This is a genomic window from Polaromonas sp. P3_A5 (genome assembly GCF_056403055.1).
The window spans coordinates 2,455,927-2,474,673 of record NZ_JBFUGF010000001.1 but is presented as its reverse complement, the minus strand read 5'-3'; the positions used below and the strand labels follow the sequence as shown (position 1 = coordinate 2,474,673).

Sequence of the window (18,747 nt, the reverse complement as noted above, 5' to 3'; positions counted from 1 at the left end):
ACGGCGGTACTTTTTAGGTTTGTTGTGCTTTCGGGACCCCATCGCTTTTGTTTTATGTATTTTTGAGGAGTCCCCATGGGCAATAAACTTTACGTCGGCAATCTGCCATACACGGTCCGCGACGAAGACCTGCAACAATCTTTCGGCCAATACGGCTCTGTCTCCAGCGCCAAAGTCATGATGGAACGTGACACCGGCCGCTCCAAAGGTTTCGGCTTTGTCGAAATGGGCAACGATGCCGAAGCACAAGCTGCAATTTCCGGCATGAACGGCCAGTCGCTCGGCGGCCGCAGCATCACCGTGAATGAAGCCCGTCCAATGGAAGCACGTCCTCCACGTAGCGGCGGCTTCGGCGGCGGCGGTGGTGGCGGCTACGGTGGCGGCGATCGTTCCGGCGGTGGCGGCTACGGCGGCGGCGGCGGTGGTGGTCGCGGCGGCTACTAAGCCCTGCAAACCCCGTCAACGGCAGAGATGCCGTTGCCAACCCGCTCTCTCGGCGTTACGTTGAGAACAGCATAAAAGGCTTCAGAACTTCGGTTTTGAGGCCTTTTTTCTTTGGGGCTGGGTAATATTTACCTGCGGGCACTTTGCCGGGCGGTCACAACGTTTGCACTTCAGTGTGCAGGGTGTTTCGTGGCCTAATGCCCCTCTATGAAGGTTCACAAGGTGCACGACGCGACCATCCTCATGCTTGGTGACAGTCCTCCACCGGGCGACTTCGATCTATGCATCTATGAGGCAGAAGACGGCGACGGATGGCAAGGCTTTGTTGCCGGGCGCGCCGGGTCAGCCAGTGCCGAATTTCGGCTTGCAAGTGCCTCGGCTACCTATGAAGCCGCACTGGCCAGCTGGATGGAGTCCAACCGGGGTCATGGCCGATGACCATCTGGACGGCATCTGGCACGACGGTGATGAGCCTCCGGCAGCATCTCCCGGCGCCACAAGCGCTGCCGATCTTGATGGCAAAAAACTTTATGGAACAGGCGGCGACAGGGCCTCGCGAAGACATCTTTCCAGGGCCTGCGTGACGCGCCGGCGGGAACTCATGCCTTTGCGCAGGATGCCGATCTCGCGGTAAAAAGTCTTTTCACCCAGGGAGATTGCGCGCACACCCGGTGGCATGGGCAGGTAGGCCTCCACCATCGGCACCAGCGCAACTCCCAGGCCTTCGGCGACAAGGTTCATCAGACCCGTGATCTCGTCAAGCTCGATGGAGTCCTGCACCGCCAGTTTGTTCTCGCGCAGGAACCGGGTCACCAGACGCCCACCGAAGGACGTGCGCTCGTAGCGCAAAAAAGGCTGCGACTGGAGCAATGCGCGCCAGTCCCGCCCTTTGATTTCCTTGCGCACGAGCAACTTGAAGGGTTCGTACATCAAGGTTTGCCAGGTCATTTCCGGCAGGATGCCGAACGGAGGCCGGATCATCACCGCCGCGTCGATCTCAGCACTGTCGAGCTGGTCCATCAGCTTCATGGACACGCCGGGGGCGATATGGACGGGCAGTTTCGGGTTTTCCTTCCTCAGTGCCGCCAGCGCACGGGGAAGCACCGAAGACTGAACAGATGCAATGGCGCCGATCCGCAAGGTGCTGGCAAGCTCGTCATCGGTGCCCGCATCGCCCAGCTTTGAGAACAGCAGAACAATCTCTTCGGCACGCGCGAGCACCCTGGCACCCTCTTCGTTGAGCACTGCGGAACGCCGTGTCCGGTCAAAGAGCGCCAGCCCGAGGGATTCTTCCAGCCGCTGGATCTGGCTGCTCACGGCGGACTGGGTCAGTCCAATCTGGCCGCCGGCGGCAGAAAAGCCTCCGTAACGCACCACCGCGATCAAGGTTTTCAATTCGGTAATCACACGGGTTTCTCGTTAATTCATCGAAATTATTGATTCTCAGATTGAATATATATCGTTTTTCAAAGTGCATCAATCGACCTAAAGTGCGGCTTCCACGACTCAAAGAGGCTTTCGATGACCCCGCAAAACGCAACCACTCCCGCCAAAGCGCTCCCGCCGTTTCATCTGGCATTCCCTGTCCACGACCTCGCCGTCGCACGCCGGTTTTACGGTGAATTACTGGGCTGCCCCGAAGGCCGCAGCTCCAGCGAATGGGTCGACTTCAACTTCTACGGCCACCAGATCGTGGCGCACCTGGCGCCCGACGAATGCGGCCACCGCCAGACCAGCGCCGTTGACGGCCACAACGTTCCCGTTCGCCACTTCGGCGCGATCCTGTCCCTCCCCGAGTGGGATGTCCTGGCGGCCCGATTGAAAGCGGCGGGCACGCAGTTCGTCATCGAACCCTACGTCCGCTTCAAGGGTGAGCCCGGTGAACAGGCCACCATGTTCTTCCTCGACCCGTCCGGAAACGCAATCGAGTTCAAAGCCTTCGCCACGCTCGACAGCCTGTTTGCCAAGTGAAGGAGGCATGATGATGAAATTGGTAGCCTGTTCGGGCATTGCCGCAGCGTTCACCCTGGCGGGAGCTGCGGCCACCGCGCAGCCAATCGACACGCTCAAGAAGATCAAGGAGACGGCAGCCGTCACCATGGGCGTCCGTGAAGCCTCCGGCGCCATGTCCTATACGCTGGGGGCCGGCGAATACACAGGGTTTCATGTGGACATCTGCAAAAGGGTGATCGCGGATATCCAGAAACAGCTGGGCCTGGCGAAGCTGGACGTGCGCTTTCAGTCTGTCACCGCGCAAAACCGGATCCCTCTGGTTCAAAACGGTACGGTAGACCTGGAGTGCGGGACAACGACGAACAACGCCGCACGCCAAAAGGATGTTGCCTTCGCACCGACGCTCTATATTGAAGAAGTCCGGGTCGCCACCAAAACCAGGACCGGAATCACCAGCCTGTCCCAGCTTGCCAACAGGACTGTGTCGGCCACATCTGGCGCCACGGCCGTTCAGCTTATCCGCAAGCACGAACGCGCGGCGGGCGTCGACTTCAAGGAGGTTTATGGCAAGGACAACAGCGAAGGTTTCCTGCTTCTTGAAAATGACCGGGCCGAAGCGTTCGTGGCGGACGGCCAGATCCTGGCCACCATGATTTCCCAGTCAAAACAGCCGAAAAACTATGTGGTGCTGAAAGAAGTCCTGAGCGTCGAGCCGATTGCCATCATGCTGCCCAAAGGGGATGCATCCTTTAAACAGGCGGTGGACGCCAGCATCGCCAGAATGGCGAAAAGCGGGGAGGTGGCGAAGCTCTATGAAAAATGGTTTGTCCAGCCGATACCGCCGAACAACACGCAGGTAGGCATGCCCGCATCGGAGCTGACCAGGGCGGCATGGGCCAACCTGAGCGACAAGCCGCTGGAAGACTACACGAAGAAGTAGTGAGGAAGAGGGCGAGGGGAGCAGCCCGCCCTGAAACGCATCGGGCCCAACATAATCGGCAGCATCGAAACGCACCGGGAAGAAATGACATGACACACTTCAAGGAAGTCGCCCTCGCACACGCCAGCCGCCTGATCAATCACGGCCCAACGGTTTTGGTGACGAGCGCGCACGGCACGGCGCGCAACGTGATGGCCGCCGCCTGGTCGATGCCCGTGGAGTTCACGCCGCCTCGCATTGCCATCGTGATCGACAAGAAAACCTATACGCGTGAACTCATCACCGCCAGCGGCGGCTTCGGCATATGCCTTCCATGCACGGCCCTGGCCGGCTTGACGCATGCGGTCGGCAGTCAGTCCGGCCGCACGGGCGACAAGTTTGCGCAATACGGCTTGAAGGCCCGCACGGGGCCGGTGCTCGGCATGCCCTTGCTGGAGGAGGGCTGCGCGGCATGGCTGGAGTGCCGCCTGATCCGCGAGCCGCATACCGAAGACGCGTACGACACCTGCTTTGCGGAGGTAGTCGCTGCCGCCGCCGATGAGCGTGTGTTCCAGCAGGGGCACTGGCGCTTCGGCGACGACAACTTCGATCTGCAGACGATTCATCATCTGGGAGGCGGAAATTTCGTCAGGCCGGCGGGAATGTTTTATGCCGGCGATGCGGCTGCAAAGAGGTCCTGAACCGATCACCGGCCAGGAGTTGGTTTCAACCCACAACGGTCCCAAATGTCACGGATGGCCAGGCGAAGGCCTTATTCCATTTCCAGATCATTCGTGAACGCGAAGGCGAAGCGCGGACATTACAAACTACGGCCAGCGAAGCCGACAAAGTGCACGGATGATCTGGAAATGGAATTACCATTGCGGGCATGAAAACAACCTACATCTTCGGCGCCATCCTGGCTTGCAGCATCATCGGCGCATTGGTCGGTGCCCGCTCGGTGAAAACCGGACTTCTGGTGACATCGGGACTTCTCTCCCTCTATGGCCTGTTCCGCCTGTTGGGTTGAACGTACCGGCATTTCCTGACCGGCGCGACACGAGCCTCCCAATTTCATGGCAACCAGCCGAAACCAGGGCAACCTGATCACTCGCCTCTTGCAGCGTGGCCGGGAAGAACGCATCGCCCAGGCGGCGGGCGGCCTCACGTTCACGATGGTGATGTCCATGGTGCCGATGCTGGCGGTGAGCTTCGCGCTGTTCGCGCGCACGCCAGCCTTGCACGCCACCGGTGACGCGATTCGCGAGCACCTGCTGCGCGGCCTGTTGCCGGAGGGCATCGCCAAGACGGTGCTGAAGCACCTGGCGCAGTTTGCGGGCAATGCCAATGGCCTCACGCTGGTGGGCTTTGCGCTGCTGCTGGTGTCGGCTCTGACGCTGCTGTTGAGCATGGAAAACACGCTGAACCGCATATGGCAGGTGAAGAAGTCACGCCCCGTGCTGCGCCGACTGGCTTTGTACGCAGGCATGCTGCTCACGGGGCCGGTGCTCATCGGCGCCAGCCTGTGGGCTGCGTCTTATCTGGTGGCGGCTTCCAGCGGGCTGGTGGGGGCGCGGCCCGCCTGGGTGCCGCATGCCATTAACCTGGGGCCCGCCATTCTGAGCGCCATCGGTTTCACCTGCCTGTTCCGCTTTGTACCGAACACCGTCGTGCGGTGGAGTCATGCGATCGCTGGCGGCCTGCTCGCGGGTATTGCCTTTGAGCTGGGCAAGTACGGCTTCGCGATTTACCTGGCCAACGTGCCCACCTACCGCACGATCTACGGCGCCTTTGCGCCGCTGCTGGCTTTTCTGGTGTGGGTGTACTACTCGTGGCTCGTCACGCTGGCCGCGGCGCTGGTCAGCGCCAGCCTGCCGCGTGCCGGGGCGCAACCGGCGCGTCGGTTGTCACGGGCCTGATCTGGCTTGCGTCGGCCAGGCCGTGTAGCCTCTTGCCATGGATTCTCTGATTGCCGCCTCCGCCCGTGCACTTGCCGCCGGCGATGCGCTCGGTGCCCTCAAACGCGTTGCCCTGCGCGACGACCCGCCGGCGCTGGCTCTGCGCGGCATCGCCATGGCCCAGTTGGGCGAGCACCCGCGTGCCCGCGAACTCCTTCGCCGCGCGGTCCGCGGTTTCGGTACCCATGAAGAACTGGCGCGTGCACGCTGCGTTGTGGCAGAAGCCGAGGTGGCGATGGCCATGCGCGACTTCGCCGGCTCACCACGCGCACTGGCGGCTGCGGCAGCCACGCTGGAGGCGCACGCCGATACGGCCAACGCGCTGCAGGCGTGGCTCATCACGGCACGGCGGCTGTTGCTGCTAGGCCGGCTTGATGAGGCCGCAGCGGCGCTGGCGAAGCTGGATGCGCGCGGCCTGCCGCCTTCGCTGCGGGCCGTGGCCGAACTCACATCCGCCGAGCTGGCATTGCGATCGCTCCGCGTCGGTGAGGCGCGCATGGCGCTGGCGCGCGCGCACGCGGCGGCAGAGCGGGCGCAGGTTCCCGCGCTGATGGCCGAAGTCACTGAAGCGCGCACTGCACTTGACAGGCCCGCCGCCCGGCGCCTCACCGCCGGGGGCGAGCAGGCGCTGCGCCTCGACGAGGTCTCGGCGCTCCTGGCCTCGGACGCGCTGGTGGTCGACGCCTGCCGCCGCGGGCTGGGCGCGGGAGACCAGTGGCGGCCGCTGGCGCGCCGGCCGGTGTTGTTCTCCCTGGCGCGTTCACTCGCCGAAGCATGGCCTGGTGATGTGAGCCGCGAAGCGCTGATCGAATTCGCCTTTCGCACCAGGCGCCCCGACGAGACGCACAGGGCGCGCCTGCGGGTGGAGATCAGCCGCCTGCGCGCGCTCGTCAAAACACTCGCAAGCATCGAGGCTACCGAGCGGGGCTTCATCCTGAAGCCGCTGGCGGGGCGCGACGTGGCTGTGCTGGCACCGCCCATTGACGGCGAGCAGGCCTCGCTGGTGGCGCTGCTGTCGGACGGCGCGGCCTGGTCCACCTCGGCCCTGGCGCTGGCCGTGGGGGCAAGCCAGCGCACCGTGCAGCGGGCGCTGGCTGATCTGGAAGCCGGCGGGCGGGTGCGTTCCATCGGGCGGGCACGGGCACAGCGCTGGCTGGCGCCGCCGCTGGCGGGATTCACGACGATCTTGTTACTCCCTGCCTCGCTGCCGATTGGATAGAGTTGACTCCATGGCGCTGATTGATGGCGCGACAAGGAGCAACGATGACCCGCAAGACCCTCACCGCAAAACCCGAACCCAAGGCGCGCCCCGCCGAAATCGTGCGCGAGTACAGCTTCCCCGGTGTCAACGACGTCGCCGGTGTCACGCATGACGGCCAGCGTGTCTGGGCCGCCACCGGCGCCAGGATCGTCGCCTTCGACCCCGCCAGCGGTGAGCAGACGCGCACGCTGGAGTGCGCCGGTGACGCCGGTACCGCCTTCGACGGCAAACACCTCTACCAGATTGCTGAGACGCGTATCGACAAGATTGACCCCGCCACCGGCAAGGTGGTGGCGTCCATACCGGCGCCCGGCAGCGGCAGCGACTCGGGCCTGACCTGGGCCGAAGGCAGCCTGTGGGTGGGCCAGTACCGCGACCGCAAGATCCACCAGGTTGACCCGAAGACAGGCGCCATCCAGCGCACGATTGAATCGAACCGCTTCGTCACCGGCGTGACCTGGGTGGACGGCGAGCTCTGGCACGGCACCTGGGAGGGCGACGACAGCGAGATCCGCCGCATCGACCCGAAAAGCGGCGCCGTGATCGAACGGCTGGAAATGCCGAAGGGCACCGGCGTCAGCGGCCTGGAGTCCGACGGCGCGGACCTCTTTTATGCGGGCGGCGGCAAGAGCGGAAAAGTCCGCGCTGTGCGGCGGCCTAAAGCGGCCAGATCGGCCAAAGCCGCATAGAACCCGGCGCAAGGCATAGCCCCTTGCGCTGACAACCCCATTCGGTCATTGAACCGATAACGAGCGCACCTGTTACCAGCACGGGTCGGGCAGCGCATTGACCCACGCAACACAAACCCAAGCAAACGGCTCACCGAGCCAAGGAGAAAACCATGAAGCTTTACTACAGCCCGTCCGCCTGTTCTTTGTCGCCGCACATCGTGGCCAATGAGTTGGGCCTTGCCATCGAACTCGTGAAGGTCGACGTGGTCGCAAAACGCACCGAGCACGGCGAAGACTTTCTCGCCATCAACCCCAAAGGTCTGGTGCCTGTGCTCCAGCTGGATGACGGCAGCCTGCTGACGGAAGGCCCCGCCGTTGTGCAATACCTTGCCGACCTGAAGCCTGAGGCGAAGCTGGCGCCCGCCAGCGGCAGCATGGCGCGCTATCGCCTGCAGGAGATGCTGGGGTACATCAATTCAGAGCTGCACCAAGGCTACATGCCGCTGTTCAACCCGGCTTGCAGCGATGAGGTTCGCAGCGCACGCATGACCCATCTGCACAAACACTACCGTCTGCTGGAAACCACGCTGGGCCGCACGCCGTTCCTGTTGGGCGACCGTTTCACGGTGACCGATGCCTATTTGTTTGTGGTCACGCGCTGGGCGGAGTTCGTCAAGCTGGACCTGTCGGCCTTCCCGAACCTGCTGGCGTTCCAGGCACGCATCGCGGCCCGGCCTGCCGTGCAGACGGCGATGCGCCGTGAACAACCGGCCGTTGCCTGATCCCGACCACCTGCCTTTCATTCACTGAATCACCCACTCTTTTAACCCAGGAGAACACCATGAATACCACCGTGACCGAAACATCCCCCATGAAGCACTCCGTCGTGTCCAGAGACAAATGGCTGGCCGAGCGCAAGACGCTGCTGGCGCAGGAGAAGGAACTGACACGCCTGCGCGACCGGATCGCCGGCGAGCGCCGTGCGCTCCCCTGGGTCCGCGTCGAAAAAAACTACGTCTTCGACACGCCCGAAGGCAAGCGCTCGCTCGCCGACCTGTTTGAAGGGCGCCGCCAGCTGATGGTGCAGCACTTCATGTTCGGGCCGGGCTGGGAGCAGGGCTGCCCGAGCTGCTCTTACATGGCCGACCACACTGAAGGCATGAAGATCCACCTGGCGCACCGCGACGTGAGTTTTGTGGCCGTCTCGCGCGCAACGCTGCCCGAGATCGAGCGTTTTCGCCGCCGCATGGGCTGGGCCTTCAAGTGGGTCTCTTCAAACAGCAGCGACTTCAACTACGACTTCCACGTGAGCTTCAAGCCCGAGGAAAGGGTCAACGGCACGGTCAACTACAACTACGGCATGACCGAATTCCCGGCCGAAGAAGCGCCCGGCATCAGCCTGTTCTACAAGGACGACGCGGGCGAAGTCTTCCACACCTACTCGACCTACGGTCGCGGTGTGGAAGTGATGATGGGCACCTACAACATGCTGGACCTCACGCCCAAGGGCCGGGACGAGCATGACGGGTTTTACAAGATGGACTGGGTGCGCCACCACGACCGCTACGAAACCGCGTCCGCATTCACGCCCGCGCCCGAAGCCGATTCGTGCTGCAGCACGAAGGCCTGAGCAGTCCGCGAACGGTGCGCCCATCATGTCAAGCCTTTGGCCGTGGCTTGTGGTGGCAGGGGTCGGCGCCCTTCATGGGCTGAACCCCGCCACCGGCTGGGCGCTCGCCGCCGCGTGGGGCGTGCGCGCACGCGACCGGTCGCAGGCGCTGTGGGCGCTGCTGCCGATTGCGGCCGGGCACACCGCTTCGGTCGCGCTGGTGGCCGGCGCGGTGGCAGGGGGCCTGACGCTGGATCGCTTCACGCTGCAGGTCCTGGCAGGCGGCCTGCTGGCCGCCTTCGCCGTGGTTCACCTGTCGGGCCGCGCACCCAGGGCGGCGCGCGCACCAGCGGGGCACGCCGGGCTGGCGCTCTGGTCTTTCATGATGTCCACCGCGCACGGCGCCGGCTTGATGCTGGTGCCGGCCCTGATCCCGTTGTGCGCAGGGGAGGCGCGGGCTGCGGAGCTGGCAGGGTCAGGACCGCTGGCGCTGGCCCTCGCGGCGGTAGGCGTTCATACCGCCGCGATGCTTGCCGTCACCGGCTTGGTTGCCACCGGGGTTTGCCGTGGTCTGGATGCCGGTGCCCGTGTGATCAACGCTCGCAAGCGGGTACGGCCTCCGGCGCAGCGCTGATGGTGATGTGGCTGCGCGAAGCGCTGGCCAGGCTCCGCAGGCTGCCATGGCCGAGGTAGTTGCTGCTTCCACTGTCTGGGTGCTGTTTGATTTGCTATCTTTTCTATAGCTGCTTGCGCAGATCCCTATTGGGCTTGAGCGCGATTTGATGCCCGAAACAGGCAAAAAAACGGCAGTTTTTGAGCATTTCGATGTTTTTTCCTCTGCCTAAGCGCCTTTTTGGGTGCCTTGAGGGCCCGTTTTTAGGGGTAATTTAGCCCTTCGAGGCAATATGGATGGGCGCGAGCAGCTATCAAAACAATAGCGATTTCGCCGCGCCGTGCGCAACCATTTCGACCGCCTGCAGCTGGAACACACCCGGCGGGGCTATTTCCTGGCCGCATTCCGCTTGCGGGTGGCTGCGGCTTTTTTGGCGGAGGCTGACCGCTCTTGCGCCGTGCGGGAAGCTGCGGCTGCGCCGCCAAGGCGCCCGCCTTTTCGGGACGGTGCATGGTTTTCTGCCTTGCCGCGGCCCGATCCGGACTTCTTGCCGCCGCCGGTTTCCTTGTTGACGGTGGCCCAGGCGCGGCGCTCGGCTTCTTCCTTGCCGACGCCGCGGTCTTCGTAGCCTTCTTCAATGTGTTCAGCCTTGCGCTTTTGCTTGTCGGTGTAGGCAGATTTGTCGCCTCTGGGCATGTCGGTTCTCCTTGGCTGGATTTTCTTCGCCGTGATCGCTGTGATGGCCGCTGTGATGGCGGCCGCTGTGATGGCGAGAGCTTGAAAATACTGCGCCGGGGCAGGGCGCTTCGCGCGCGACATTCCCGAAAAAAGGTCGGTGATCTCCTACGTCGCGACGTTGCCGCAGGCGCTTCGCCACCACGCGCATCGCAACCCCGAGTTCCATGGCGGCAGGGGGCTGCCGCCGCGGCCGATCTCAATCTTCCGCCGAAGGCGTGGCGTTCAGTTCATCCATCAGCCACTGCACAAACTGCTGCGTCTCCGGGGCGGCATTGGGCGCAAGGCCAAAATAGTGGCGACCCAGCGCCATCCGCAATTCCGGCAAAGGGCTCATCAACCGCCCCGCCGCCATGTCATGGGTAATTTGCGATACCGGCGCCAAGGCAAAACCCAGCCCGTCGACGGCGGCCTGAAGCACAAAGTGCAAATGGTCAAATTGCAGGCAACTGGCTGGATTGAGCTCTGGTGCGTTCACCTGCTTTTTCCAGTTTTCCCAATCATGGTTGCGCGATTTGGATAGCAGCAGGACATGGGATGCCAAAGAGTGCGGGCCGGTGACGGGGCGGCTGGCAAACAGTGCAGGCGACCCCACAACAAGAACTTCGTCTTCCAGAAATGGATGAATCTGCATCGCCGGCGGCCACCCCTTGGTGCTCCGCCGGATGGCCAGATCGAATTCATCCACCGCTTTGTCCGGCGGCAAGGTGCTGGTCATCACCTGCGGTTCGATGTCCGGGTGTTTCGCCACGAACGCTGACAACCTGGGAATCAGCCAGCGCACCGCGAACGTGGGCCGGACGTTGATCTTGACGGCGCGCAATGGTGTACCACCCCTGAGTGATTCGGCGGCTGCGCCAATCTGCCCGAGTGCGGGCCCCACCTGCGTATGGAACTGATGGCCGGCTGCCGTCAGAAGAACTTGCCGGGTTTTCCGCTCGAACAGGTCCACGCCAAGATAGGTTTCCAGCGCCTTGATCTGGCGGCTGATGGCACCGTGCGTCACATGTAATTCCAGGGCGGCCCGGCTGAAACTCTGATGGCGCGCCGCCGCAGCGAAAGCGCGGACCGCGTTCAACGGAGGCAGGCGAGGCAACATGTGTGCAATTTTCTCACACGTGCCGCGCACTAATATCGTTTGTCGGGAGAGGCGGCCCTGCGCACCATACAAGCCATGCAACAGATCACGGCTTCTACTTCCGACCGCAACTCGCGCCAAGCCGCCATGGTGCTCGGGCTGTCACTTCCGGGGGACACGGTGCTCTACCTGCTCCTGCCGATGTTCGCTCCTGCGTTTGGCGTCACCTTGCCCGAAGCGGGCATTCTCCTGGCCGCTAACCGCCTGGTGCGCATTGCGGGCTACGCAGCGGTGGCAAGGTTTTACGCCCGCAACGGCGAACGGCTCACCTGCTCACTGGCGGCGCTAGCGGCCGCGGTGTGCGCGCTGGGTTACGCGATGCTGACCGGGTTCGTCGCCCTGTTGTTCTTGCGGCTCTTGTGGGGCCTGGCCTTCGCAGCCCTGAACCTGGCCACCCAGGCATTGGCCACCGCCGAACCGGCGGGCGCTGCGCGTCGGGCAGGGCGATCCCGCGCATTCACGGCACTGGGGCCCATGCTTGCCCTTCCTTTGGGCGGCGTGTGTGCGCTTTGGTTTGGCCCTAAAGTTATTTTTTTCCTGTTCGCGGCTGTTGCGTTGAGTGCCTTGCTGGTCGCACGGCAGCTGCCAACCGCCGCACATGCCGAGCCGGCACCACGAAAAACAGGAATCAGGCTCCCGGGCGGGCTGGACATCTTTTCCTTCACGGAAGGCCTGGTGCTGGACGGCCTGTTCATCATCGGCCTCTCTTATCTGGGCCGTGACCTGTTGCCCGGCAACCCGGTCATCGTGGCGGGGCTTCTGCTGTCGGTCCGTTACCTGGCGGAAATTGTCTTGAGTTCTGCCGGCGGATACATGGCTGAAAAGCATGGCGTCGAAGTTCTTATGGTGACCTTCTCCGTGCTCACTTCTGTTGCCCTGGTGGGCTTTGGTTTCGGCTGGCTGTGGACTTGCGCACTTGCCATCGTGGTTTTACGTGCCTTGCTGTTGCCGCTGCTGCCGCCGCTGGTTGCACTGCGCACGCCGGGACCCGGACGCATACAAGCCCTCGCCACACGCTCGGTCTGGCGCGACATGGGCGCCGGCGCAGGTCCGGTGCTGGCCGGCCTGTTGTTGCCCATCGTGCCCTCCGCATGGATTTACGGCGTTGCTGCACTTCTTCTTTCGGCCACCGCCATGGCCTGCCTGAGGCAGCGCAGCGACTGAATGTGCATCCCACATCACTTTTTTCATTCCCTCTTCTTTTGGAGATTTTCACTTGGACATTCACCACACGCTCATCCATTGCGCCGGGGGCACGGTCGCGTTACCCGCCACGCCGATGAACCACCGAAGCGATGGCGGACATTTGCTGGTCAATCCTCCCCGGCCGGTGTGGGAAAGAAGTGAGTTGACGCCCGATGAGCTGGCGCTATGGGGCTGCCTGGTCGCAGCCACCGCAAGAGCCATGCTGGAAACACTGCCCCAACTCGCCGGAGGGTGCCTGAATTACTGGGAGGCAGGTAACAACGCGCTCAACGAGCTGGCGCATCCCCCCGGACCGAAAACCCCTCAACTTCACCGGAAAATGCATCTCCACATTTTTGGGAGAAGCCCGACAGCGAGTCACCCCGATTGGCAATGGGGCGAACCTCCGCAGTTTCCAAAATTTGCTTCATCCAAAGCCTGGGCAGCTCAGTTCAGCCGTCTGGAGGCGGACGAATGCGAGGCCATAACAAAGAGGCTCGAAGTGCTGTTGGCAACGAGGTACGCGACAGGCTCCTAACTGCGTTGCGCAGGCGGCCGTCCACCCGGTCGATTTACCGCTGTTTGGATCGATTGCCGATGGCAACTACTCGTCGCTTTACAGGGACGACGATTTCTGTTTTAGCCAATCCAGGGATGTCCGATTTGTCATCTCTGGCATGTCCGTTCTCTTTTGCCGTTTGTCCGTGCTCATGCGCCGGCACGGTGGTGAGGTTGCAAGGCCAAGGCAGGGCTGCGCCTTGCCGTGGAGGGATTGCCGAAAAAAACGGTCTCCTGAGCCATCGAGGCGGCCGATGCGTGCCCGCCACACGACGCGAATTTCTTCCCGTGTCACACAACTGCCATTGAACTGACACGAACGCGTCACCCCCGGCTCCCAGAATCACGCCATGACCAGCATGACGGAGCACCCGATGAATGACGGACAGGCGCAGGGCCCCAGCCGCACCTTGAGCAGCGGCATCCAGGATTTCAACAAGCAGTGCCTGCGCATCCTGCGCTGCACCGCACAAGCCCTGGCGAACAGCCCGGGCGGCCTGCGCTTCAAGGCGGGCACCCGGCCCTGGCTTGAGGGTCTTTCGAATGCGCGGCCGATGCTGGCCGCCGGTTTGGGGCGACGTGACAAGGTGGTTTCGCTGACCGCCGGTGATTGAGAGTCAAAGCCCCTTTTTTGGGGCTTTTTTACAGCGCGATTTGAAGTTGCTGAATTGTCGAGTTGATGAGTTGCCGAAGTTGTTGAGACACCAGGAAACAAGGAGTTAGCCATGAAAGAACTGCCCAATCCCACCTTTGCATTGTCGCCAGTCGCAATGCCACGGGGGTCACTTCATCAAAGCGGTCATGCTGTCATTCCCGCCGTTGTTCAAAGGCCTGCCGTGGGGAAAATCACGGTCAGCTGGGCCCGGCACCAGGACGAGGTCCGGCAGGCACAGCGCCTGAGGTACCAGGTTTTTGCGCTCGAGATGGGTGCCAATCTTTCCAAGGTGCTGCCCGGCCATGACGTCGACCTGTTTGACGACTATTGCGAACACCTGCTGGTGCGTGATGCCGACAGCCAGGAAGTCATAGGTACCTATCGCGTGCTGACGCCCACCCAGGCAAAGCGCGTGGGCAGCACTTACAGCGACACCGAGTTCGACCTGACTCGCCTGCGCTCTCTGCGTGAGCGTATGGTCGAACTGGGCCGCAGCTGCGTGCATGCCGACCACCGCCACGGCGGCGTCATCCTGGCGCTGTGGGGCGCGCTGGCTGAATTCATGGCGCGCAACCAGCTGGACACGATGATCGGCTGCGCCAGCATTCCGATGCAGCACAACGGTGTCTCCAGCGGGCACGCGGCGGCCAGCATCTGGCGCCAGGTGCGCCAAACGCATCTGGCACCCATTGAATATCGCGTGACGCCGCGTCTGGCGCTGCCGGTGGAGCGACTGGATGACACGCTGGACGTGGAACCGCCTGCGCTGATCAAGGGCTATTTGCGCCTGGGTGCCAAGGTGCTGGGCGCACCCGCCTGGGACCCGGACTTCAATTCGGCCGACCTGCCCATGATGATGCGCATCGCCGACCTGCCACCGCGCTACCTCAAGCATTTTTCCGGCAAGCCCGTGTCGGGCAGCCCTTCGGAGGCCTGATGCGCAGCATGTTTGACGCCATGGGGGCGCTGGGCAACGGCTTCGGCGGGAGCGATGACGAGCGGGACGATGACGACTCGCTGCGCAAGCGCTACCGCACCATCTTCATTTCCGATATCCACCTGGGCACACCCGGCTGCCAGGCGGCTGCGCTGCTCGATTTTTTGAAGGCCCACCCGAGCGACAACCTGTACCTCGTGGGCGACATCGTCGACGGCTGGCAGCTGCGCCGCCGCTGGTACTGGCCGCAGTCGCACAACGACGTGGTGCAAAAACTGCTGCGCCGCGCCCGCAAAGGCTGCCGCGTGGTCTATGTGCCGGGTAACCATGATGAGTTTGCGCGTGAATTTATTGGCAACCAGTTCGGCGGCATCGAGGTGATCGATGAAGCCGTGCACACCACCGCCGACGGCCGCCAGTTGTGGATCATCCACGGCGACTACTTCGACGCGGTGGTGCAGTGCGCCAAATGGCTCGCCTACGTGGGCGACAACCTCTATGAATTCACACTCAAACTCAACCGCCACCTCAACAGCCTGCGCGCCCGCATGGGCTTGCCGTACTGGTCGCTGTCGGCTTACCTGAAGCAAAAAGTCAAGAGCGCGCTCAATTACGTCACTGACTTTGAAGAGGCTGTGGCCAATGAAGCCCGCCGGCGCGGCCACCAGGGCGTGGTCTGCGGGCACATCCATCGTGCCGAGATGCGCGACATCAACGGCGTGCTGTACTGCAACGACGGCGACTGGGTGGAAAGCCGCACTGCGCTGGTGGAAAACTTCGACGGCTCGCTCGAACTGGTGCACTGGGCACCGGCGCACGAAACACAAGGCCGTGGCCACATGGCTTCCACGGTGACAGCATGAGAGTCGCTCTGGTCACGGATGCTTGGCAACCGCAGGTCAATGGTGTCGTCACGACCCTGGTAGAACTGGTGCGCGAGCTTCAGGAATTGGGCCACCAGGTGGAAGTGATCCAGCCTGGCCTTTTCAAGACGCGGCCTTGCCCGGGTTATGCCGGCATTGACCTGGCGGTGCGCCCCAAGCGCGGCCTGACCGAAAAGCTCGATGCTTTTGGGCCTGAAGCCATTCACATTGCCACCGAAGGCCCGCTGGGCTGGGCTGCGCGCAGCTATTGCCTCAAGCGCGGCCTGAAGTTCACCACCGCGTTTCACACCAAGTTCCCCGAGATCCTTCATGCGGCATTGAAGATTCCGCTGTCCTGGGGTTACGCGCTGTTCCGCCATTTCCACAGGCCCTCATCGGGCGTGATGGTGCCTACCCATGGCGTGTTGCGCATGCTGGAGAAGCGGGGCTTTCAGAACCTGCGCAGCTGGACGCACGGCGTGGACACGGAGCTTTTCGGCTTTGAGCCGCAAGCGCGCTTGTACCCACCCATGGGGACGGTGGTGCGGCCGGTGTCGCTGTTTGTGGGCCGGGTGTCGTACGAGAAAAACATCGAGGCTTTTCTCAAGCTGGATATTCCGGGTACCAAGGTGGTCTGTGGGGTAGGGCCGCTGGAGGCAACACTCAAGGAACGGTATCCGCAGGTCCGCTGGATGGGCGTGCTGGACCGCAGTGAGCTGGCCAAGGTCTACGCGGCCGCCGATGTGTTTGCCTTTCCCAGCCGGTCGGAAACTTTTGGCCTGGTGATGCTCGAAGCCATGGCAGTCGGCACACCGGTGGCGGCCTACCCGGTCGATGGCCCGCTGGAAGTGCTTGGAAAGCCCGATGGAAGTTGTCACGGCGGTGTCATGCACGAAGATTTGCAACAGGCTTGTTACAGCGCTTTGGCTGTGCCGCGCCGTGAAGCCCGTTTGCGTGCGCTGGACTTCAGCTGGGCCCATGCGGCGCAGCTTTTCGAGTCATTCCTCGTAACCGCCGGGCACAACAACGCCATGAGCAGTACTTGCCAGCCTTTTCAGGTGGGTGCACCATCAGTCAAAAGTACTGTCACGCCATTGTCATGAAACACGTCAACACTGTGACTTGTTGTTAATGACAAAGACCACTCTTGTTGATGCCCACTTCACCCGCCTCGGTGGCCGCCGCCGCGCCACCCGTCCAGTTCCTGGACCGCGACCACAGCATTCTTGCCTTCAATGAGCGGGTGCTGGACTGGGCGAAGCGCCAGGACGTGCCGCTACTGGAGCGGCTGAGGTTTCTCTGCATTGTCTCGTCCAACCTGGACGAGTTTTTTGAAGTCCGGACCGCGCCCCACCTGACGGCGGCGCAGGCCAATGAACAAAAAGCGCTGTATTCGGTGCAGTCTTTCGCCGCACTTTCTGCGGCGGCCCACGACATGGTGGCGCGCCAGTATTCGCTCTACAACGACGACCTGCTGCCGGCCTTTGAGCGGCAGGGCATACGCATCGTTTCGCACGGCGAACGCAACACGGCCCAGCGGCGCTGGGTGAAAGAGTATTTCGAAAGGGAAGTGCGGCCGTTGTTGATTCCAGTCGGGCTGGACCCTTCGCATCCGTTCCCGCAGGTGGCCAACAAGTCACTCAACTTCATCGTGCGGCTGGGCGGGCATGATGCCTTCGGGCGCGAAAACGACATTGCCATCGTCAAGGTGCCGCGTGTGTTGCCGCGGCTGATTCATATGCCTTCGCACGGCAAGGACAAGAGCCGGCTGTTCGTGTCGCTTTCCAGCGTGATTCGGGCCCACCTGGCCGAGTTGTTTGCCGGCCGCGAAGTGGGGCAGTTTTCGCAGTTCCGCGTCACCCGGCATTCTGACCTGGCCGTGGATGAAGACGACGTCAAGAACCTGCGCACGGCCTTGCGCCAGGGCCTGGAGCAACGCCATTACGGGCAGGCTGTTCGGCTGGAGGTTTCGGCAGGGTGTTCGGAATACCTGGCCAGCTTCCTGCTCAGGCAATTCAACCTGCCGACGCCGTCCCTGTACCGTGTTCACGGCCCCGTCAATCTGGTGCGGCTGACGCAGCTGGTGGACCTGGTCAATGACCCCAAACTGCTCTTCCCCGGCTACAGCGCGTGTTACCCCACCCAGTTGCAGCCCGGCCAGTCGTTCTTTGAGCGGCTCAAGGAAGGCGACGTTTCCATTCACCAGCCTTTTGAAAGTTTTGACGGCGTGCTCGCCTTCCTGCGCGAAGCGGTTAACGACCCGCAGGTGCTGGCGATCAAGCAGACCATTTACCGCACCGGTACCGACTCGGAGCTGATGGTGCTGCTGCGCGAAGCCGTGCGCCGCGGCAAGGAAGTGACAGTGGTGGTGGAGCTCAAGGCGCGCTTCGATGAAGAGGCCAACATCAACTGGGCGGAAATGCTGGAGTCGATAGGTGCGCAGGTGGTGTACGGTGTGGTGGGCCTCAAAACCCACGCCAAGATGTTGCTGGTGACGCGGCGCGAAGGCAAACACCTGGTGCGCTATGCCCACTTGTCTACCGGCAACTACAACCCGCGTACGGCCCGCCTATATACCGACCTGAGCTACCTGACGGCCGACCCCTTGACGACGGCCGACATTGACAATGTGTTTGTGCACCTGGCCAGCCAGAGCCGCCTGCCCAAGCTGCACCATTTGCTGCTGGCGCCGTTCCAGCTGCACCGCAAGCTGATTGAGAAAATCGACGTGCTGGGTGAGGCCGCCCTGCAGGGCAAAGACACGCGCATCGTGGCCAAGATGAATGCACTGACCGACGAAGACCTGATGCTGGCACTGGTGAGGGCGGGGCAGCGCGGCGTGAAGATAGACCTGATTGTGCGCGGGGCCTGCATGCTGCCGGCGCAGGTGCCCGGTGTGACGGACAACATCCGCGTGCGCTCCATCATCGGCCGCTTCCTCGAGCACTCTCGGGTGTTTTACTTCCGCTGCGCGGAAGAGGAGACCTTGTTGCTCTCCAGCGCCGACTGGATGAACCGCAACATGCTGCGCCGGGTGGAGCTGGCCTGGCCGGTGACCGACCCGGTGCTGCGCCAGCGCATCATCGACGAGTGCCTGGTGGCCTACCTGCATGACGGGCGCGACGCCTGGGATCTGCAGCCCGACGGCACCTACCTGCGCGTGAACCCCCAGGGCGATGCCCCGCGCCACGGTGCGCAGGCTGCCTTGATGGCGCGCTATTCGGCCCCCCATCACCAGGAAAAATGAC

General features: G+C 62.8%; 22 protein-coding genes. 19 read left to right on the top strand and 3 right to left on the bottom strand.

All coding sequences use genetic code 11. The features are described 5' to 3' along the window. The first annotated feature begins 75 nt into the window (after positions 1-75). Positions 76-444 carry an RNA recognition motif domain-containing protein gene (locus AC1DU8_RS11740; RefSeq protein ID WP_457278691.1) on the top strand — a complete coding sequence of 123 codons (369 nt, stop codon included), beginning with the start codon at positions 76-78 and terminating at the stop codon, positions 442-444. Between the two features lie 207 nt (positions 445-651). Further along, positions 652-882 carry a hypothetical protein gene (locus tag AC1DU8_RS11735; protein WP_457278690.1) on the top strand — a complete coding sequence of 77 codons (231 nt, stop codon included), beginning with the start codon at positions 652-654 and terminating at the stop codon, positions 880-882. A gap of 90 nt (positions 883-972) precedes the next feature. Here the strand turns inward: AC1DU8_RS11735 and AC1DU8_RS11730 are convergent, their stop codons facing one another. Beyond that, the gene (locus AC1DU8_RS11730) at positions 973-1,851 is read right to left on the bottom strand and encodes a LysR family transcriptional regulator (RefSeq protein ID WP_477667205.1); all 879 of its coding nucleotides are present in this window, start codon (positions 1,849-1,851) and stop codon (positions 973-975) included. A gap of 114 nt (positions 1,852-1,965) precedes the next feature. Between AC1DU8_RS11730 and AC1DU8_RS11725 the strand changes: the two genes are divergently transcribed. The 10 genes from AC1DU8_RS11725 to AC1DU8_RS11680 all read left to right on the top strand — a co-directional run bounded on the left by AC1DU8_RS11725 (position 1,966) and on the right by AC1DU8_RS11680 (position 9,449). Next, the gene (locus tag AC1DU8_RS11725; RefSeq protein ID WP_457278688.1) at positions 1,966-2,415 is read left to right on the top strand and encodes a VOC family protein; all 450 of its coding nucleotides are present in this window, start codon (positions 1,966-1,968) and stop codon (positions 2,413-2,415) included. Positions 2,416-2,422: 7 nt separating this feature from the next. Further along, positions 2,423-3,337, top strand: coding sequence for an amino acid ABC transporter substrate-binding protein (locus AC1DU8_RS11720; RefSeq protein ID WP_477667206.1), 915 nt, complete (start codon positions 2,423-2,425; stop codon positions 3,335-3,337). Between the two features lie 89 nt (positions 3,338-3,426). Beyond that, positions 3,427-4,017: a flavin reductase family protein gene (locus AC1DU8_RS11715; RefSeq protein ID WP_477726780.1), complete on the top strand. Its 591-nt coding sequence runs from the start codon at positions 3,427-3,429 to the stop codon at positions 4,015-4,017. Positions 4,018-4,205: 188 nt separating this feature from the next. Further along, the gene (locus AC1DU8_RS11710) at positions 4,206-4,346 is read left to right on the top strand and encodes a hypothetical protein (RefSeq protein WP_477693544.1); all 141 of its coding nucleotides are present in this window, start codon (positions 4,206-4,208) and stop codon (positions 4,344-4,346) included. A gap of 46 nt (positions 4,347-4,392) precedes the next feature. After that, positions 4,393-5,235, top strand: a complete 843-nt coding sequence (locus AC1DU8_RS11705) for a YhjD/YihY/BrkB family envelope integrity protein (RefSeq protein ID WP_477726779.1) — start codon at positions 4,393-4,395, stop codon at positions 5,233-5,235. Positions 5,236-5,272: 37 nt separating this feature from the next. Continuing rightward, complete coding sequence (locus AC1DU8_RS11700) at positions 5,273-6,493, top strand: helix-turn-helix domain-containing protein (protein WP_477726778.1); 1,221 nt, start codon at positions 5,273-5,275, stop codon at positions 6,491-6,493. A 44-nt stretch (positions 6,494-6,537) separates the two neighbouring features. Further along, entirely contained in the window at positions 6,538-7,224 is a 687-nt protein-coding gene (locus tag AC1DU8_RS11695; protein ID WP_477689018.1) for a Vgb family protein, read from the top strand. Positions 7,225-7,376: 152 nt separating this feature from the next. Next, on the top strand, positions 7,377-7,988 hold the full coding sequence (gene gstA / locus AC1DU8_RS11690; protein WP_477667208.1) for a glutathione transferase GstA: 612 nt from the start codon (positions 7,377-7,379) through the stop codon (positions 7,986-7,988). A 59-nt stretch (positions 7,989-8,047) separates the two neighbouring features. Beyond that, complete coding sequence (locus AC1DU8_RS11685) at positions 8,048-8,836, top strand: DUF899 domain-containing protein (RefSeq protein WP_457278681.1); 789 nt, start codon at positions 8,048-8,050, stop codon at positions 8,834-8,836. A 25-nt stretch (positions 8,837-8,861) separates the two neighbouring features. Continuing rightward, the gene (locus tag AC1DU8_RS11680) at positions 8,862-9,449 is read left to right on the top strand and encodes a hypothetical protein (RefSeq protein ID WP_477689020.1); all 588 of its coding nucleotides are present in this window, start codon (positions 8,862-8,864) and stop codon (positions 9,447-9,449) included. Between the two features lie 366 nt (positions 9,450-9,815). Here AC1DU8_RS11680 and AC1DU8_RS11675 read toward each other — a convergent pair whose 3' ends face one another. Together AC1DU8_RS11675 and AC1DU8_RS11670 are read right to left on the bottom strand one after the other, a co-directional pair. Beyond that, positions 9,816-10,124 (bottom strand): plasmid stabilization protein, encoded by a 309-nt coding sequence (locus AC1DU8_RS11675; protein ID WP_457278679.1) that lies wholly within the window; start codon positions 10,122-10,124, stop codon positions 9,816-9,818. A gap of 238 nt (positions 10,125-10,362) precedes the next feature. After that, positions 10,363-11,262, bottom strand: coding sequence for a LysR substrate-binding domain-containing protein (locus tag AC1DU8_RS11670; RefSeq protein WP_457278678.1), 900 nt, complete (start codon positions 11,260-11,262; stop codon positions 10,363-10,365). A 75-nt stretch (positions 11,263-11,337) separates the two neighbouring features. Between AC1DU8_RS11670 and AC1DU8_RS11665 the strand changes: the two genes are divergently transcribed. The 7 genes from AC1DU8_RS11665 (at position 11,338) to ppk1 (ending at position 18,746) form a co-directional block, all read left to right on the top strand. Next, positions 11,338-12,465 carry an MFS transporter gene (locus tag AC1DU8_RS11665; protein WP_477667211.1) on the top strand — a complete coding sequence of 376 codons (1,128 nt, stop codon included), beginning with the start codon at positions 11,338-11,340 and terminating at the stop codon, positions 12,463-12,465. A gap of 52 nt (positions 12,466-12,517) precedes the next feature. Next, the gene (locus tag AC1DU8_RS11660) at positions 12,518-13,024 is read left to right on the top strand and encodes a hypothetical protein (RefSeq protein ID WP_477726777.1); all 507 of its coding nucleotides are present in this window, start codon (positions 12,518-12,520) and stop codon (positions 13,022-13,024) included. 370 nt (positions 13,025-13,394) lie between these two features. Then, positions 13,395-13,658, top strand: coding sequence for a hypothetical protein (locus tag AC1DU8_RS11655; RefSeq protein ID WP_477667213.1), 264 nt, complete (start codon positions 13,395-13,397; stop codon positions 13,656-13,658). Between the two features lie 111 nt (positions 13,659-13,769). Further along, positions 13,770-14,636, top strand: coding sequence for a GNAT family N-acetyltransferase (locus AC1DU8_RS11650; RefSeq protein WP_477670900.1), 867 nt, complete (start codon positions 13,770-13,772; stop codon positions 14,634-14,636). Next, positions 14,636-15,499 carry a UDP-2,3-diacylglucosamine diphosphatase gene (locus tag AC1DU8_RS11645; RefSeq protein WP_477726776.1) on the top strand — a complete coding sequence of 288 codons (864 nt, stop codon included), beginning with the start codon at positions 14,636-14,638 and terminating at the stop codon, positions 15,497-15,499. Before AC1DU8_RS11650 ends, AC1DU8_RS11645 begins: the two co-directional genes overlap by 1 nt. Next, complete coding sequence (locus AC1DU8_RS11640) at positions 15,496-16,602, top strand: glycosyltransferase family 4 protein (protein ID WP_457278672.1); 1,107 nt, start codon at positions 15,496-15,498, stop codon at positions 16,600-16,602. The genes AC1DU8_RS11645 and AC1DU8_RS11640 overlap by 4 nt, the downstream gene beginning before the upstream one ends. Before the next feature lie 50 nt (positions 16,603-16,652). After that, the gene (gene ppk1, locus AC1DU8_RS11635) at positions 16,653-18,746 is read left to right on the top strand and encodes a polyphosphate kinase 1 (RefSeq protein ID WP_477726775.1); all 2,094 of its coding nucleotides are present in this window, start codon (positions 16,653-16,655) and stop codon (positions 18,744-18,746) included. Position 18,747: the final 1 nt, after the last annotated feature.

Excerpts from the sequence above, each read along its gene's own strand:
- AC1DU8_RS11740 (WP_457278691.1), top strand. The coding sequence starts at position 76 with ATGGGCAATAAACTTTACGTCGGCAATCTGCCATACACGGTCCGCGAC.
- AC1DU8_RS11735 (WP_457278690.1), top strand. The coding sequence starts at position 652 with ATGAAGGTTCACAAGGTGCACGACGCGACCATCCTCATGCTTGGTGAC.
- AC1DU8_RS11725 (WP_457278688.1), top strand. The coding sequence starts at position 1,966 with ATGACCCCGCAAAACGCAACCACTCCCGCCAAAGCGCTCCCGCCGTTT.
- AC1DU8_RS11720 (WP_477667206.1), top strand. The coding sequence starts at position 2,423 with ATGATGATGAAATTGGTAGCCTGTTCGGGCATTGCCGCAGCGTTCACC.
- AC1DU8_RS11715 (WP_477726780.1), top strand. The coding sequence starts at position 3,427 with ATGACACACTTCAAGGAAGTCGCCCTCGCACACGCCAGCCGCCTGATC.
- AC1DU8_RS11710 (WP_477693544.1), top strand. The coding sequence starts at position 4,206 with ATGAAAACAACCTACATCTTCGGCGCCATCCTGGCTTGCAGCATCATC.
- AC1DU8_RS11705 (WP_477726779.1), top strand. The coding sequence starts at position 4,393 with ATGGCAACCAGCCGAAACCAGGGCAACCTGATCACTCGCCTCTTGCAG.
- AC1DU8_RS11700 (WP_477726778.1), top strand. The coding sequence starts at position 5,273 with ATGGATTCTCTGATTGCCGCCTCCGCCCGTGCACTTGCCGCCGGCGAT.
- AC1DU8_RS11695 (WP_477689018.1), top strand. The coding sequence starts at position 6,538 with ATGACCCGCAAGACCCTCACCGCAAAACCCGAACCCAAGGCGCGCCCC.
- gstA (WP_477667208.1), top strand. The coding sequence starts at position 7,377 with ATGAAGCTTTACTACAGCCCGTCCGCCTGTTCTTTGTCGCCGCACATC.
- AC1DU8_RS11685 (WP_457278681.1), top strand. The coding sequence starts at position 8,048 with ATGAATACCACCGTGACCGAAACATCCCCCATGAAGCACTCCGTCGTG.
- AC1DU8_RS11680 (WP_477689020.1), top strand. The coding sequence starts at position 8,862 with ATGTCAAGCCTTTGGCCGTGGCTTGTGGTGGCAGGGGTCGGCGCCCTT.
- AC1DU8_RS11675 (WP_457278679.1), bottom strand. The coding sequence starts at position 10,124 with ATGCCCAGAGGCGACAAATCTGCCTACACCGACAAGCAAAAGCGCAAG.
- AC1DU8_RS11670 (WP_457278678.1), bottom strand. The coding sequence starts at position 11,262 with ATGTTGCCTCGCCTGCCTCCGTTGAACGCGGTCCGCGCTTTCGCTGCG.
- AC1DU8_RS11665 (WP_477667211.1), top strand. The coding sequence starts at position 11,338 with ATGCAACAGATCACGGCTTCTACTTCCGACCGCAACTCGCGCCAAGCC.
- AC1DU8_RS11655 (WP_477667213.1), top strand. The coding sequence starts at position 13,395 with ATGACCAGCATGACGGAGCACCCGATGAATGACGGACAGGCGCAGGGC.
- AC1DU8_RS11650 (WP_477670900.1), top strand. The coding sequence starts at position 13,770 with ATGAAAGAACTGCCCAATCCCACCTTTGCATTGTCGCCAGTCGCAATG.
- AC1DU8_RS11645 (WP_477726776.1), top strand. The coding sequence starts at position 14,636 with ATGCGCAGCATGTTTGACGCCATGGGGGCGCTGGGCAACGGCTTCGGC.
- AC1DU8_RS11640 (WP_457278672.1), top strand. The coding sequence starts at position 15,496 with ATGAGAGTCGCTCTGGTCACGGATGCTTGGCAACCGCAGGTCAATGGT.
- ppk1 (WP_477726775.1), top strand. The coding sequence starts at position 16,653 with ATGCCCACTTCACCCGCCTCGGTGGCCGCCGCCGCGCCACCCGTCCAG.